Origin of the sequence: Paracoccus sp. IB05 (assembly GCF_016405985.1) — a bacterium.
Taxonomy (GTDB): Bacteria; Pseudomonadota; Alphaproteobacteria; order Rhodobacterales; family Rhodobacteraceae; genus Pseudogemmobacter.
Window position 1 is genome coordinate 26878 of the sequence record NZ_JAEFCF010000020.1, and the last position, 14892, is coordinate 41769.

General features: G+C 61.9%; 17 protein-coding genes. All 17 read right to left on the bottom strand.

What is annotated here, in order from left to right:
• Positions 1–9: 9 nt before the first annotated feature.
• Positions 10–738: a biotin--[acetyl-CoA-carboxylase] ligase gene (locus JC607_RS13915; protein ID WP_198837530.1), complete on the bottom strand. Its 729-nt coding sequence runs from the start codon at positions 736–738 to the stop codon at positions 10–12.
• The gene (nuoN, locus tag JC607_RS13920) at positions 728–2185 is read right to left on the bottom strand and encodes an NADH-quinone oxidoreductase subunit NuoN (RefSeq protein ID WP_198837531.1); all 1458 of its coding nucleotides are present in this window, start codon (positions 2183–2185) and stop codon (positions 728–730) included. Before nuoN ends, JC607_RS13915 begins: the two co-directional genes overlap by 11 nt.
• 12 nt (positions 2186–2197) lie before the next feature.
• On the bottom strand, positions 2198–3757 hold the full coding sequence (locus tag JC607_RS13925; RefSeq protein ID WP_198837532.1) for an NADH-quinone oxidoreductase subunit M: 1560 nt from the start codon (positions 3755–3757) through the stop codon (positions 2198–2200).
• Between the two features lie 15 nt (positions 3758–3772).
• Positions 3773–6145: an NADH-quinone oxidoreductase subunit L gene (gene nuoL, locus JC607_RS13930; protein WP_198837533.1), complete on the bottom strand. Its 2373-nt coding sequence runs from the start codon at positions 6143–6145 to the stop codon at positions 3773–3775.
• Between the two features lie 4 nt (positions 6146–6149).
• Positions 6150–6458 (bottom strand): NADH-quinone oxidoreductase subunit NuoK, encoded by a 309-nt coding sequence (nuoK, locus tag JC607_RS13935; protein WP_092896299.1) that lies wholly within the window; start codon positions 6456–6458, stop codon positions 6150–6152.
• 29 nt (positions 6459–6487) lie between these two features.
• Positions 6488–7000: a hypothetical protein gene (locus tag JC607_RS13940; protein ID WP_198837534.1), complete on the bottom strand. Its 513-nt coding sequence runs from the start codon at positions 6998–7000 to the stop codon at positions 6488–6490.
• On the bottom strand, positions 6997–7554 hold the full coding sequence (locus JC607_RS13945) for a hypothetical protein (RefSeq protein WP_198837535.1): 558 nt from the start codon (positions 7552–7554) through the stop codon (positions 6997–6999). Before JC607_RS13945 ends, JC607_RS13940 begins: the two co-directional genes overlap by 4 nt.
• Positions 7555–7557: 3 nt before the next feature.
• Positions 7558–8160: an NADH-quinone oxidoreductase subunit J gene (locus tag JC607_RS13950; protein ID WP_198837536.1), complete on the bottom strand. Its 603-nt coding sequence runs from the start codon at positions 8158–8160 to the stop codon at positions 7558–7560.
• Positions 8157–8606, bottom strand: a complete 450-nt coding sequence (locus JC607_RS13955; protein ID WP_198837537.1) for a carboxymuconolactone decarboxylase family protein — start codon at positions 8604–8606, stop codon at positions 8157–8159. The genes JC607_RS13950 and JC607_RS13955 overlap by 4 nt, the downstream gene beginning before the upstream one ends.
• Positions 8603–9151, bottom strand: a complete 549-nt coding sequence (locus JC607_RS25895) for a hypothetical protein (protein ID WP_198837538.1) — start codon at positions 9149–9151, stop codon at positions 8603–8605. The genes JC607_RS13955 and JC607_RS25895 overlap by 4 nt, the downstream gene beginning before the upstream one ends.
• A gap of 33 nt (positions 9152–9184) precedes the next feature.
• The gene (gene nuoI, locus JC607_RS13965; protein ID WP_198837539.1) at positions 9185–9679 is read right to left on the bottom strand and encodes an NADH-quinone oxidoreductase subunit NuoI; all 495 of its coding nucleotides are present in this window, start codon (positions 9677–9679) and stop codon (positions 9185–9187) included.
• Positions 9676–10299 carry a hypothetical protein gene (locus tag JC607_RS13970; RefSeq protein WP_198837540.1) on the bottom strand — a complete coding sequence of 208 codons (624 nt, stop codon included), beginning with the start codon at positions 10297–10299 and terminating at the stop codon, positions 9676–9678. The genes nuoI and JC607_RS13970 overlap by 4 nt, the downstream gene beginning before the upstream one ends.
• Before the next feature lie 2 nt (positions 10300–10301).
• On the bottom strand, positions 10302–11339 hold the full coding sequence (gene nuoH / locus JC607_RS13975; protein ID WP_092896285.1) for an NADH-quinone oxidoreductase subunit NuoH: 1038 nt from the start codon (positions 11337–11339) through the stop codon (positions 10302–10304).
• A gap of 68 nt (positions 11340–11407) precedes the next feature.
• Positions 11408–11809, bottom strand: a complete 402-nt coding sequence (locus JC607_RS13980) for a hypothetical protein (RefSeq protein WP_198837541.1) — start codon at positions 11807–11809, stop codon at positions 11408–11410.
• Between the two features lie 7 nt (positions 11810–11816).
• Positions 11817–13859, bottom strand: a complete 2043-nt coding sequence (gene nuoG, locus JC607_RS13985) for an NADH-quinone oxidoreductase subunit NuoG (RefSeq protein ID WP_198837542.1) — start codon at positions 13857–13859, stop codon at positions 11817–11819.
• Between the two features lie 6 nt (positions 13860–13865).
• On the bottom strand, positions 13866–14384 hold the full coding sequence (locus JC607_RS13990; protein ID WP_198837543.1) for a DUF3291 domain-containing protein: 519 nt from the start codon (positions 14382–14384) through the stop codon (positions 13866–13868).
• Complete coding sequence (locus tag JC607_RS13995; protein ID WP_198837544.1) at positions 14381–14791, bottom strand: DUF5333 domain-containing protein; 411 nt, start codon at positions 14789–14791, stop codon at positions 14381–14383. The genes JC607_RS13990 and JC607_RS13995 overlap by 4 nt, the downstream gene beginning before the upstream one ends.
• Positions 14792–14892 lie beyond the last annotated feature (101 nt).

Genomic DNA, 14892 nt, shown 5'->3' on the forward strand with positions numbered 1-14892 from the left:
GGGTTCGTGTCAGAAAAACACATCCGCTGCCGGAATGGCAACGGTGCCAGAGCCCATGCGCAGAACCAGATTGCCGTCCTGGTCGATGGTCTCGAATATGCCCTCGCGGGTCTCGGATCCGGTGCGGGCGATGATCTTCTCGCCAATCCGCGCGGCGCGCGACAGCCAGGCGGCGCGGATTGGCGCGAAACCCTCGGTGCGGAAAATGGCTTCCCAATGCGTCATCGCAGGCGCCAGCGCATCGAGGAAGCGCGCGGGCGTCACCCGCACCCCGGTTTCCCCAAGGAGCGAAACCGGCGCCACCGCGCCCGGCTCTACCGCCGAAGCCGGCGGCGCATGGAGGAGATTCACGCCCATCCCGATCACCAGCATCGGGCCAGAGGCCTCAAGCAGGATCCCCGTCAGTTTGCCCCCATTCAGAAGCACATCATTGGGCCATTTCAGCGCGAAACCCGTGCCATTCCCGACCACCGCAACAAAGGCGTCATATAGCGCCAGCGCCGCGATGAAACTCCGCAGCCCCAGCCGCGCAGGGGCTTCGTCCAGGCGTTGCGCAAGGCTGCCGTAGAAATTCCCCGGCGGGCTGGTCCAGGGCCTTGCCCGCCTGCCCTTCCCTGCCGTCTGCTCGCCCGCCAGAATCCACAGAGGCCCCCGAAGATCGGGGGCCTGCCGGAAGGCCTCGAGATTGGTGGAGTCGACCGAAGCCAGCTCGACCCGGGTTACCAGGTCAGAGCACAAGCGCTTTTGCCGCCGTCAAAGCCGGCTCCTCGATGCCGAAGAGATTGATCGCCCCCAGGACAAGGATCGCGGCAACCGCCATCATCAGCACCCATTGCACCGCCGACATACGGCTTTCCGCCGGATCTTCGGTATCGCCGAAATAGATGAAGTAGACGACGCGCAGATAGTAGAAGGCGCCGATCACCGAAGCGATCCCGCCCGCCACCGCCAGCCAGACCATGCCCGCATCCACCGCCGCTTTCAGCACCGCGAATTTGGCGTAGAAGCCGATAAAGGGCGGCACACCTGCAAGGCTGAAGAACAGCATCAAAAGCGCCAGCGCCTTCAGCGGCTCGGTCTTCGAGAGCATCTTCAGGCTGGCAATATCGGTGACCGGGCGGCCATTACGCTCCATCCCGAGGATGAAGGCGAAGGAGCCCACGCCCATGGTGACATAGATCACCATATAGATCAGCATGGCCTGGACGCCCTGTACGGCCTGATCAGCCGTACCGGTGGTCGCGGCGGCAAGGCCGATCAGCGCATAGCCCATATGGGCGATCGAGGAATAGGCCATCAGGCGCTTGATGTCTTTCTGACCGATCGCGGCAATCGCGCCGAGATACATCGACAGAACCGACAGCGCCGCCAGCACCTGGCCCCATTGCGCCGGGATCGAGCCGAAGGCATCCCAGGCCAGCCGCGCGATCAGCGCCATCGCGGCGACTTTCGGCGCGGTGGCGAAGAAGGCGGTCACCGGAGTGGGCGAGCCCTCATAGACGTCGGGCGTCCACATGTGGAAGGGTGCCGCCGAGATCTTGAAGGCAAGCCCCGCCAGCATGAACACCAGGCCAAAGAGCAGCCCCAGCGAGACATCGGCCTGAAGTGCGGCGAAGATGCCGTCGAATTGCGTCGTTCCGGTAAAGCCGTAGACCAGCGAGGCACCAAAGAGCAGCATCCCGGAAGACAGCGAGCCGAGGACGAAATATTTCAGACCGGCTTCCGAGGATTTCGCAGAATCGCGGCGCATTGCGGCGGTCACGTAAAGCGCGAGCGACTGCAGCTCGAGCCCCATGTAAAGCGCCATGAGATCACCGGCCGAGACCATCATCATCATGCCGGTCACAGCCAGGGTCACGATCACCGGATATTCAAAGCGCAGCATATTGTAGCGCTGCATATAGTCCTGGCTCATCACCAGCACGGCGGCCGAGGATACGAGGATCGTCACCTTGGCAAAGCGCGCAAAGGGGTCGTCGTTGAACATGCCGTGGAAGGCCGTCCGGCTGCCCTCGCCGCCAAGGCCGATCCACAGCGCAAGCGCCACGAAAAGCCCCGCCGTGGCCCAGACCAGCGGCACCGCCACTTTGTCCTTGCCGGTGTAGACACCGAACATGAGCGCGGCCATCGCGTAAAGCGCGAGGATCACCTCGGGCAGAACGGTGTTGAAATCAACTGCGGTCATTGTCGCGCTTCCTCAGTGCATTGCCGCCTGCTCAGCCAGAACGGGCAGAGCGGCACGGTAGTTCTCGATCAGATGGGTCACGGACGGGCCGATGATATCGGTGACCGCGCTCGGATAGATGCCGAGGAACAGGGTCATCGCCACCAGGGGCGCGAAGATCAGTTTCTCACGCGCGGTCATGTCGGTGATCAGCTTCAGGCTGTCTTTCGTAAGCGTGCCGAAGACCACCCGGCGGTAGAGCCAGAGCGCGTAAGAGGCCGAGAAGATCACGCCCGAAGCCGCGAAGAAGGCGATCCAGGTGTTGACCTGATAGATGCCCATGATCGTCAGGAATTCACCCACGAAACCAGAGGTGCCGGGAAGGCCGACATTGGCCATGGTGAAGAACATGAAGACCATCGCATAGGCCGGCATCCGGTTCACAAGGCCGCCATAGGCGTCGATCTCGCGGGTATGCATCCGGTCATAGATCACGCCGACACAAAGGAACAAAGCGCCCGAGATGAAGCCGTGGCTGATCATCTGGAAGATCGCGCCATCGACACCCTGCTGGTTCATCGCGAAAATCCCCATGGTCACGTAGCCCATATGGGCGACCGAGGAATAGGCGATCAGCTTTTTCATATCCGACTGAACCAGCGCGACCAGCGAGGTATAGACCACCGCAATCGCCGACATCCAATAGACCAGCGGCGCCAGCAGATCCGAGGCCACCGGGAACATCGGCAGCGAGAACCGCAGGAAGCCGTAGCCGCCCATCTTCAGCATCACCGCCGCCAGGATCACCGACCCCGCGGTCGGCGCCTGAACGTGGGCATCGGGCAGCCAGGTGTGAACCGGCCACATCGGCATCTTGACCGCGAAACTCGCAAAGAACGCGAGGAACAGCAGCGTCTGCACGCCGCCGACCACATGGATGCCCAGAAGGTCAAAGGCCTCGAAGCTGAAAGTATGGGTCAGAAGCGAGACCTGGCCCTCTCCACAGGCACCGATACAGGTGGTGCCGGCATCCATATACATGAAGATCATCGCCACCAGCATCAGGACGGACCCGAGGAAGGTGTAGAGGAAGAATTTGAACGCCGCATAGATGCGGTTCACGCCGCCCCAGACCCCGATGATCAGGAACATCGGGATCAGCCCTGCCTCGAAGAAGAGGTAGAACATCACCAGATCCAGCGCGCAGAACACGCCGATCATCAGCGTCTCAAGGATCAGAAACGCGATCATGTATTCTTTGACGCGTTTCGTCACATCCCAGGCCGACCAGATTACCAGCGGCATGAGGAAGGTCGTCAGCATGACGAAGAGGATCGAGATCCCGTCGACGCCAAGCCGCCATTTCAGGCCGAGGATCCAGTCACGTTCGGTGACGAACTGGAAATCCGGGTTCGACGGATCGAACTCCGCCAGCAGGAAGAGGCTGGCAAGGAAGGTTGCGATGGTCGCGAACAGCGCCAGATATTTGGCGTTGCCGCGTGCGGCCTCGTCATCGCCCCTGAGGAACAGCGCCATGATCAGCGCTGCAACCAGCGGCAGGAAGAGGATGATATTGAGAAGTTGTTGTGCCATGGATCCCGGGCCCCTTTACCTGGCGCCACCGAAAAGCGTCATCCAGGTGACCAGGGCAACAATCCCGAGCACCATGGCGAAGGCATAGTGGAAGACAAAGCCCGACTGGGCGCGATTTGCGAGGCGGGTGAAGAAGGGGATAATCCCCATCGCCACCCCGTTGATGGTTCCGTCAATGACCTTGACGTCATTCTTCCAGAACAGCCGGCCAAGGGCTTTCGAGCCTTTGACGAAGACGAAATTATAAACCTCGTCGAAATACCATTTGTTCAGGAGGAAGAGGTAGAGCGGGCGCTGCTGCTCTGCCAGACGGCGCGGCCAGGATGGGTTCCTGATGTAGAAGAGCCAGGACAGGACCAGACCGATCAGCATCGCGACAAAGGGCGAGACCTTGACCCAGGACGGCACCATATGGGCCGCCGCGATGATGGTATTCGGCGCATGGCCCGAAGCCTCGACCTTTGCTGCGTCGACGCGGGTGCCGACCACGGCCTGCTCATCGGCACCGTAAGGCAGCATCAGAAGCGCGCCTTTGGGCGCCACACCATGGGACTCAGCCACCGCCGCGCCGTGATCCGCGGCCTCGACCGCTTCACCCGGATCGGTCACACCGGCATCCACCGTTGCAAGAGCCTCAGCCTGAGCGGCTGCATTTGCCGCCTCCTCAGCCGTCAGCGCATCGCCTGCGGCTTCAGCTTCGGCATGCGCCGTCTCACCCGCCGCAGCCTGATCGGCGGCAGGTTCAGCATGGCCCTCCTCGACGTGATGGGCCGCAAGCTGCTCCATCCCGAACCAGGTCCGCATCTTTTCTTCGTCGCCGAAGAAGACCTTGTACCAGATCATCCCCGAGAACAGAGCGCCAAGCGACAGCACCGCCAGCGGGATCAGCATAACCAGCGGGCTTTCATGCGGCTCATGGTGATGGCCGTGCCCGTGATCAGCCCCGTGAGCATGCCCGTGATCATCATGGCCATGGGAGTGGCCATGATCCTGCGCATGGTCATCCTGCGGTTTCTGATCGGCGCGGCTGGTGCCGTAAAAGGTCAGGAACATCAGCCGCCAGGAATAGAAGCTGGTCATGCCGGCGGCGATGACAAGCAGCCAGAAGGCGTAGTCCGACCCGATATAGGCGCTCTCGATCACGGCGTCTTTCGACAGGAAACCGGCGAAACCGTAATAGGTCAGCGGGATACCGACACCGGTGATGGCGAGCGTGCCGATCATCATCATCCAGAAGGTGAAGGGGATCTTTTTCCTCAGACCACCATACCAGCGCATATCCTGCTCGTGATGCGTCGCATGGATCACCGAACCGGCGCCAAGGAACAGCATCGCTTTGAAGAAGGCGTGGGTGAAGAGGTGGAACATCGCGACCGGATAGGCGCCAACGCCTGCCGCCACGAACATATAGCCCAGCTGCGAACAGGTCGAATAGGCGATCACGCGCTTGATGTCGTTTTGCACCAGACCCACTGTCGCGGCAAAGAAGGCGGTCGTGGCGCCAAGCACCGTGATGAAGCCGGTGGCATAGGGCGCATATTCAAAGACCGGCGACATCCGGCAGACGAGGAAGACGCCTGCGGTCACCATGGTAGCGGCGTGGATCAGCGCGGAGACGGGCGTCGGCCCCTCCATCGCATCCGGCAGCCAGGTGTGCAGGAACAGCTGCGCCGATTTCCCCATCGCGCCGACAAAGAGCAGGAAGGCGATCAGGTTCACCGCATTCCAGTCGGTCCAGAGGAAGCGCAGCGTCACTTCGGACTTGCCCGGGATCGCGGCGAAGACCTGGTCGAACTGGATCGAATCCGTCAAGAGGTAAAGGCCCGCGATGCCAAGGATGAACCCGAAGTCACCGACCCGGTTCGCGATGAAAGCCTTCATCGCCGCAGCACCGGCGGATTGTTTCTTCCAGTAGAAACCGATCAGCAGGTACGAGGCGACCCCCACCCCTTCCCAGCCGAAGAACATCTGCAGCAGGTTATCGGCGGTCACCAGCGTCAGCATGGTGAAGGTGAAGAACGAGAGATAGGCGAAGAAACGCGCGCGGTAAGGCTCGTCATCCGTCCAGTTCTCGTCATGGGCCATATAGCCGAACGAATAGAGATGGACCAGGGCCGAGACCGAGTTGACGACGACCAGCATGATTGCGGTCATCCGGTCAACGCGGATCGCCCATTCGGTCGCCAGCGTGCCGCTTTCGACCCAACGCATGAGCGTGATCTTATAGGTCTCGCCGTCAAAGCCAAGAAAGATGACCCAGCTCAGCGCCGCCGCAAGGAAGACCGCCGCCGTGGTCAGAACCTGGGCCGGCTTTTCACCGATGAACCGCCAGCCGAAGCCGCAGAGAATGGCCCCGATCAGCGGAGCGAAAAAGACAATCTGAACCATTCTCTCAGCCCTTCATCACATTCACGTCTTCGACGTCGATCGTTCCGCGGTTGCGGAAGAAGACGACGAGGATGGCGAGGCCGATGGCGGCCTCGGCTGCGGCGACCGTCAGCACGAAGAGCGTGAAGATCTGCCCGGTCAGATCGCCGTTGAAGGACGAGAAAGACACAAAGCTGATATTGGCCGACAGGAGGATCAGCTCGATCGACATCAGGATGACGATCACATTCTTCCGGTTGAGGAAGAGACCGAAGATCCCGATGACGAACAAAGTCGCCGCCACCATGATGTAATGTTCAATGCCTACTGCCATCTCATCCGTCCCTCAGGCGCTCTCGCCCGTTATTGCCCCAGATCGTTGCGCTCTTTGTAAGGGGTCATCCCTTTGGCGCGCAGATCCGGAAAGTAAGTGTTGCAGGCGCAGGTCTCGGCGTTTTCACGCAGCTCGATCCCTTTGCCCAAAGCGGCTTTCACCGCCTGTTTCATCCGCGCCGCTGTCGCGGGTTGTTTCTTTGCCACGGCCTCGCGCAGGAAGGTCGTCGCGGCCAGCGCATTGGCAGCGTCATAGCTGCGCCCCTGCCCCGCGACCGCGACCATGCGCCCGCTTGCACAATGGGTGATCCTGAGGCCAGTGAAGCCCGAAAGCGCCGCGACCGGCGGCGTATCCGCCTCGGCCAGATCGCCATGCGCGGTGATGTTGTGGCTATAATCTTCGACCACAATGCCGGTGCCCTCGATCTGCGCCGGAAAGCCGGTGCGCATCCCGGCCTCGACACCGCCACAAGGCGGCAGCGGCGTCAGCGCCCCGGCAGGAGCGGCAGTCAGAACGATCAGGGCGGAAAGCGCGAGCCTCATCCCTTGCCCCCCATCTCGGGGAACAGCGTCTTGCAGCCGCAATCCAGTTTCATGATCCGCGTGGTCATTTCACCGTCCGGCCCCGGTGCTGAAAGATGCAGCCTCCCGCTGGAGATGCTCACCTCCTGCGCCGTATTCATTCCCCGTTCGTCAGCAAGGCGTGCGACGCCGCCCAGACCAAAGCCAGGCCTCGCGCCTTCGCGCGCCAGAAGATCATCGAAAGCAACGTAATTTTCCGGTTCAGCCTTCTCGGTGTCCAAAATCTCTGGTCCCAGAACCAGAGCCCTGCCCGCTGCACAATCCTGAACCACATAGTTGACCGCGCCGCCACAGGCGAAGCCTTCAAAGGTCGTCTGCACCACAAAGCCGACGCCAATCGCTTTGGCCTCACTCAGGCTAACACTCTGTGCCGGGGCCGTTTGCCAGGAGATCGCGCAGTTCTTCCCATGCTTAGCCAGGTTCGAGTATCCGGACATATCAACAGAGCAGGCAAGCGCGGGCGAGACCGCCTGCGTTGCTGCTATACCTGCAATGACCAGAACCGCGCGGATCATGGATCAGAGCCCCTGCCCCGGTTTGATGTCTTTCATCTCGATGGTCTGGGCCGGGTCGCGCCACATCTGATGCAGCACGTTCTGGCGCTTGATGCCGGTGCGGTGGCGCAGCGTCAGCAGGATCGCCCCGATCATCGCGACCAGCAGCACGAGGCCCGCGGCCTGGAAGAGGTAGATATAGCGGTCATAGATCAACAGACCGATGGCGCGCGCATTGTCGATATCCGTGGGGGTCGGGTTAGAAATGCTGGCGCCGGAAGACACCCGCCAGGACCCGAAGGCGATCCCGATCTGCATCAGCAGCACGACGCCAATCAGCAGCGCCAGCGGCATGGCCCGCGCCATCTCGCCCTTCAGCGCCGCGAAATCGACGTCGAGCATCATCACGACAAAGAGGAACAGCACCGCCACCGCGCCGACATAGACGATCAGCAGGAGCATCGCGATGAATTCCGCGCCCAAAAGCACGAAAAGCCCGGTGGCACCGACAAAGGCCGAAATCAGCCAGAGCACCGCATGCACCGGATTGCGGCTGAACGTCACCATCAGGCCCGAGCCAATGGTCACCAGCGCAAAGACATAAAAGGCAAAAACCGCGACGGTCATTTGCTAGCTTCCTTCCTCTCGTCAAAGACGGACTGGGCAATGTCCAGCGCCTGTCTCATGGCGGGCAAACCGCCGAACATGCTCATTTGCCAGATCACCTCGGCGATCTCGCGTTCCGTGGCGCCGGCTTCCAGCGCGTGCCGGACCGTCACCCTGATCTGCGGCTCGCCGGCGCCAGCGGGCAGCAAGGCCCCCTGCACCGTCAGCCCGGCCAGCGTCACCAGAAGCCGCGTGCGGCTGTCGAGCCCCTCGCGGTTAAAGGTCTTGCCGAACCACATTTCCATCAGATCCGCCGGCATAGTCGGAAACAGCTTGTCAAAGCCGCCCGCTTTCATGCCTTCGGTCATGCTTTCCGTGACCGAGGCCATGCCCGGATTGAAGCTTTTCAGCATCTCCTGGCTGCTTTCCATCATCTGGCTCAGCATTTTGGTATAGGCTTCGTTCATTCCGCGCCCTCCCCGCCGGACCCGCCGGCATTCCCCTGCTGGCAGAGGAAGAAATTGACATTGGCAAAGCCCGTGGTTGCCGAAGTCACGACCCCTGGGTTCGAGCGTTCCTGGTCGGCGCTGCCCGCATAATCGGGAGACGCGTTCAGCACAACCTCTCCTGCCGGGTTCCAGCCCGTGGGGCAGCCGCCCACGCGGCGCACGAGAAGCAGCGCATCCGGCCCCGGATCGCCATGGCCCGCCACGCCCTGCGGACCGGCGGGGCCTTCGGGGCCCTGGACACCGATCTCGCCCTGCGGCCCCTGCGGGCCGGCGACGCCTTCGACGCCTTGCGGGCCGGCCGGGCCAACGGGCCCCTGCACGCCGCCGGGCCCCTGGGGTCCGGACGGGCCTTCCGGCCCTGCCGGGCCTGCGGCGCCGGCCGGGCCGATTGCCCCCTGCCCCCCCGGATCGCCCCTGAGCATCCCGCCAGCAAACAGAGCGACAAGGGCGAAGGTGATTGCCCCGCCCGCCGCTCCGGTAATTGCTGATTCAAGTCTGCTCATGGCCTGGCCGGGTCTCCGGTTGGGGGGTCTGGCTTAACGATAGGGCGCGTCGAGTTCGAGGTTGCGGGCGATCTCGGCCTCCCACCGCGCGCCGTTCTCAAGGAGTTTGTCCTTGTTGTAGAACAGCTCTTCGCGGGTCTCGGTCGAGAATTCGAAATTCGGGCCTTCGACGATGGCATCGACCGGGCAGGCTTCCTGACAGAAGCCGCAATAGATGCATTTCGTCATATCGATATCGTAGCGCGTGGTGCGGCGCGAGCCGTCTTCGCGCGGCTCCGCATCGATGGTGATGGCCTGGGCCGGGCAGATCGCCTCGCACAGCTTGCAGGCGATGCAGCGCTCTTCACCATTCGGGTAACGGCGCAACGCGTGCTCACCGCGGAAACGGGGCGAAAGCGGCCCCTTTTCATGCGGATAGTTGATGGTGGGTTTCGGCTTGAAGAAATAGCGCATCCCGAGCGCAAAGCCCTTGATGAAATCCATCATCAGGAAATAGCGCGTGGCGCGGTTCCAGTCGATCTGGGTCATTGCTGGACCTCTCGTGCAATTTCTCGGGCAGTTGCGATACGGGTCTTAAACGCCGTAACGCGCGCCTCGAAGTCTTTATCTGTTTCATTGGTGGGGTCGCGAAACGGAAGAACAATTTCCGCAGCAACGTCCTCGAACCGCGGCCTGTAGCCATCCTCAAGCTTTACCGCGTGCTTCGCATGATCTTGCGCGCAGGCGTGATCCTTAAGCGCCAGACAGGCCTCCATGCCCAGAAGGTGGGACTGGAAATCAATGTCCGCGAAAGGCCTGTCCGTCGGTTTCATTTCGTCAGAAAGCGTCAGCAACCGCTCTGCAATATCCAGCTTGCGCTCGGGTGAAGCAGTTTGCGCGATCCGCAAACCATCATTCGCCAGAAGGCCAAGTGTCATGCCACAGCCGAAAGGACCTTCATGCCCTTCGCAGGCTGCCTCCGGATCGGCACGAAACGCCTCGATGTAGATGGAGGTAAAGCCATCAAACGAGCAATCCAGATCGCCGGCATCAGCGCAGGCCTGCGCCTCATCCGCCAACTTCTGCATCTCAGCCTCATCCAGCGCAAAAGCCGGCATCGCGGCGACTGCGGTGAGAGCAGACAGACCTATGATGGTGGCGAGTTGCACCCTCAGCCCCCGATCGCCCAGCGGGCCCAGAAGCCGCCAAGCACTTCAAATTTTGCAAGGAATGCCACCAGGACGACCCAGCCGAGCGAGAGCGGCAGGAACACCTTCCAGCCGATCCGCATCAGCTGATCGTAGCGGTAGCGCGGCACGATGGCCTTCACCATCGCGAACATGAAGAACCACATCCACATCTTGGCGACCATCCACCACCAGCCATCGGCGATGCCCGGGATCGGCGAGAGCCAGCCGCCGAAGAAGAAGAGCGAGATCAGCGCGCACATCAGGAAGATGGCGATATATTCACCCGCCATGAACAGCAGGTACGGCGTCGAAGAATATTCGACCATGAAGCCCGCGACGAGCTCGGATTCAGCTTCGGGAAGGTCGAAGGGCGGGCGGTTGGTCTCGGCCAGGGACGAGACGAAGAACAGAACCAGCATCGGGAAATGCGGCAGCCAGTACCAGCCGAGAAGACCGTAGCCGGTATCCTGGGCGCGCACGATGTCGGACATGTTCATCGAACCCGAGGAGATGATCAGGCCGATGATGATCAGGCCCAGCGAGACCTCGTAAGAGATCATCTGCGCGGCGGACCGCAGGCCCCCAAGGAAGGCGTATTTCGAGTTCGAGGCCCAGCCGCCCATGATCACGCCATAAACCTCCAGCGAGGAGACGGCGAAGACAAACAGGATCGCGACGTTGATATCCGCCAGCACCCAGCCGTAATCAAAGGGGATCACCGCAAAGGCCAGCAGTGCCAGAACGAAGGACAGGATCGGCGCGAGGAAATAGACCGGGCGGTCAACACCCGCAGGGACCACGATTTCCTTCAGCACATATTTCAGCGCATCGGCAAAGGTCTGCAGGATCCCCCAGGGGCCAACCACGTTCGGGCCACGCCGCACCTGCACCGCCGCCCAGATCTTCCGGTCGCCATAGACCATGAAGATCAGCGAGATCATGACGAAGGCGACCACCGCAAGACACTGGGCGATCAGAATGACCGCCGTGCCAAGCCCCGTCGAGAAAAATCCGTCCATCTTCCTACCGTCCTCTCAGTCCGTTTTCCGGACCGCTGTCTTTATACCTTTTGTCCGGGGGCTGCCCCTCAGACCGTCGGGATCCTCAATGCGCCGCAATCCTGCACCGTCACTTCGGCGTCAATCGTTTTCACACCGCGGGGCAGCGCGGCTGAAACCAGCCAGACCGAGTCCCCCCTTAGCGTATCGCCGGATTTTGCAACATTCGTCCGCACATGGCGGGCGAAACCGGCGCCCCGGATCAGCGCATATTGCGCGGCTGCGCAACGGGCATAATCCTCGATATCCTTGCCATCCTGCGCGCCCTTCATGGCGACACGGAAACTGACCATATCGTCCTCCAGAAGCACGGTCTGAATGCCGAGATATTCCTTCTTACCCGGCATGGCCGCCCCCTCTCCATCCCCCGCGCAGGCCCCCAGAGCCGCCAGGGCGACCGGGAAAAGCGTGAGGGCAGAGAGCTGGCGCATGCCTTGCTTACTCCGCTGCGAGGGGCGCATTGGCCCGGGCCTGGGCCTGGGCGGAAAGCTCGGCCATGACCTGGCTTGCGCGGGCAATCGGGTTCGTCAGATAGAAGTCGCGGATCGCATTGCGGAAGCCCGCACGCGCCGGCATCCGAAGCTCAAGCGGCTGCCATTCATTTTCCACGACCTCGTTGACCAGACCCAGATGCGGATGATCGGCGATCAGCGCAGCGCGAAGCCCCGCCAGGCTGTCCCAGGGCAGTTTGGCCCCCAGCTCGCCCGACAGCGCGCGCAGGATCGCCCAGTTCTCACGGGCCTCGCCCGGTGCAAAGCCGGCACGGAACGCCAGTTGCGGCCGGCCCTCGGTATTGACGAACAGACCGTTTTCTTCCGTGAAAGCAGCAGCCGGCAGGATGATGTCAGCGCGGTTTGCACCGCGATCGCCATGGCTGCCCTGATAGATCACGAAGGGCGGTGCACCGGCATCAGTCCATTCGCGCGCGATCTCGACCTCATCCGCACCGAGGTTGAAGATCACTTCGGCACCCAGAACCGCCGCCGCCATGCCGCCATCGGTCACGGCACCGACATCCAGCGCGCCGACGCGGGCAGCCGCCGTGTGCAGGATCAGAAGTTTCGAATTCGAATTCTCGGCCAGCTTCATGGCATGGGCCAGAACCGCCTCGCCATCAGCCTCATTGATCGCGCCCTGCCCGACGATCACGATCGACGGCGCCTCGCGGGTCGCGTCCGGGATCTCTTTGCCCGACAATTCGACCAGAGCCGCACGGTCAGAGCCGACATGGACATAGTCATAGGTCAGATCGACCGCTTCACCGACCAGACCCACGGTCGCGCCATTGGTCCAGGCTTTGCGGATCCTCGCATTGAGAACCGGGCTTTCGACACGCGGATTGGTGCCGATCAGCTGGATCATCTTTGCGTTGTCGATGTCTTCAATCGTCGCATTGCCGACATAGGCGGAACGATTGCCAATCGGCAGCCGCGCGCCATCGGTGCGCGATTCCACTTTGCCGCCAAGACCTTCGATCAGTTTTTTAAGGCTGTAGATCGCCTCGGTCGGGGCCAGATCGCCCACAAGACCAACGATTTTCTTACCCTTCATCGCCGCCGAAGCCGCCTCGAGCGCCTCGCCCCAGGTCGCTTTCCTGAGCTTGCCATCCACCCGAATATAGGGCGTGTCGAGACGCTGACGGCGCAACCCGTCCCAGATGAACCGGGTCTTGTCCGAGATCCATTCCTCATTCACCGCATCATTGTTGCGCGGCAGAATGCGCATCACTTCGCGGCCCTTGGTATCGACGCGGATATTCGCGCCAAGCGCGTCCATCACGTCGATGGTCTCGGTCTTGGTCAGCTCCCAGGGGCGGGCAGTGAAGGCATAGGGTTTCGAGGTCAGCGCGCCAACCGGGCAGAGGTCGATGATATTGCCCTGAAGGTTACTGTCCAGCGTCATGTTCAGATAGGAGGTGATCTCGCTGTCTTCCCCGCGCCCGGTCTGGCCCATCTGGGTGATGCCGGCGACTTCCGAGGTGAACCGCACGCAGCGCGTGCAGGAGATGCAGCGCGTCATCGCGGTCTTGACCAGCGGGCCAAGATCCAGCTCGTCAGAGGCGCGTTTCGGCTCGCGGTAACGCGAGAAATCCACGCCGTAAGCCATGGCCTGGTCCTGCAGATCGCATTCGCCGCCCTGGTCGCAGATCGGGCAATCCAGCGGATGGTTGATCAGGAGGAACTCCATCACCCCTTCGCGGGCCTTTTTGACCATCGGCGATCTGGTTTTGACGACCGGCGCCTCACCATTCGGGCCCGGGCGCAGGTCCTTGACCTGCATCGCGCAGGAGGCCGCCGGTTTCGGCGGGCCACCCACGACCTCGACCAGACACATCCGGCAATTGCCCGCGATGGACAGCCGCTCGTGATAGCAGAAACGCGGGATCTCGATCCCGGCCACTTCCGCCGCCTGGATGATCGTCATCGAGCCGTCGATCTCCAGCTCGGTCCCGTCGATGTTGATTTTTTTCAGATTCGACATCTGCGCCTACTCCGCCGCGATCCGGTCGCAGGCATGGGCTGTCCATGTCGCGGCCTCTTCCAGATACGACCAGCCGAAGGCCTGGTCGCTGTCTCCAAATTCATTGCGGTGCTGCCACCGCGCATAGCCCTCGGCCATATCTGGGCGGTGGCCTTCCGGCACCCACCACAGAACCAGCGCGCCGGGCGCATCATACCATTCACCCTTGCGGGCATAGAATTGGCGGTGGACGGTGTTCCACACGAAAGCGCCAAGGCTGTCCGCATCCACCCAGACCGAAAGTGTCGAGGCCATACGCGGATTGCCCAGGAAGGGCGAGGCCGGATCGGCCTGCGCCGCCTCCATCGCATCATCCTCCAGACGCCAGACAAAGCCCGCCGCGCGTTCGGCCACACCATTCACCAGATCCAGCCCATTGGCGAAATCTGCGATCTCGGGCGCGTCCCAGTCATGCCGCAAAAGCCCGAAATTGAACGAGGCGAGATGGAAGCCGGGAATGCCGCGCGGAGCTTTGCCTTTGGTCATCTGGTCGACCTCAGCAAATAGCCGATCAGGCTGTTTCTCGCGATTTCCGTCTCGCCGACCGTACAATAGGCCTGGACCTTGCCCGGCTCGGCCCCGGCTTTTTTCAGCCAGGCCGCAGCCTCGGCCTTGCCGCGCTTTTTCTCGGTCTTGCTCTCGACGAAAGCGGTGATTTCCTGGCGCGTATATCCCTGTTTCAGGGCGTAATCCCTGAGCTTCGTCAGCTCATTCAGCGCGCGCAGCTTTCGCGGCCGCATCGTCGGGCAATTGTCGGCAATCGCATCAGCGATAAAGCCCTGGCGCAATGTGTCGTTGATATGCGCTTCCTGGTTGATCGGCGTGCGCGCCTCGGCGGCGCCGGCGCTTGCGGCAATCACCAGCGATACAGCAAGAATTTTTACGGATGTCATAACGGATGCTCCACAGGTTGCCCCGGTCATCCGACCGGCGCCCCATCCTGCCAGAGCGACAGGCGCATCAAAACGCACGGCTTCGTGCCGTTTCCGTGATC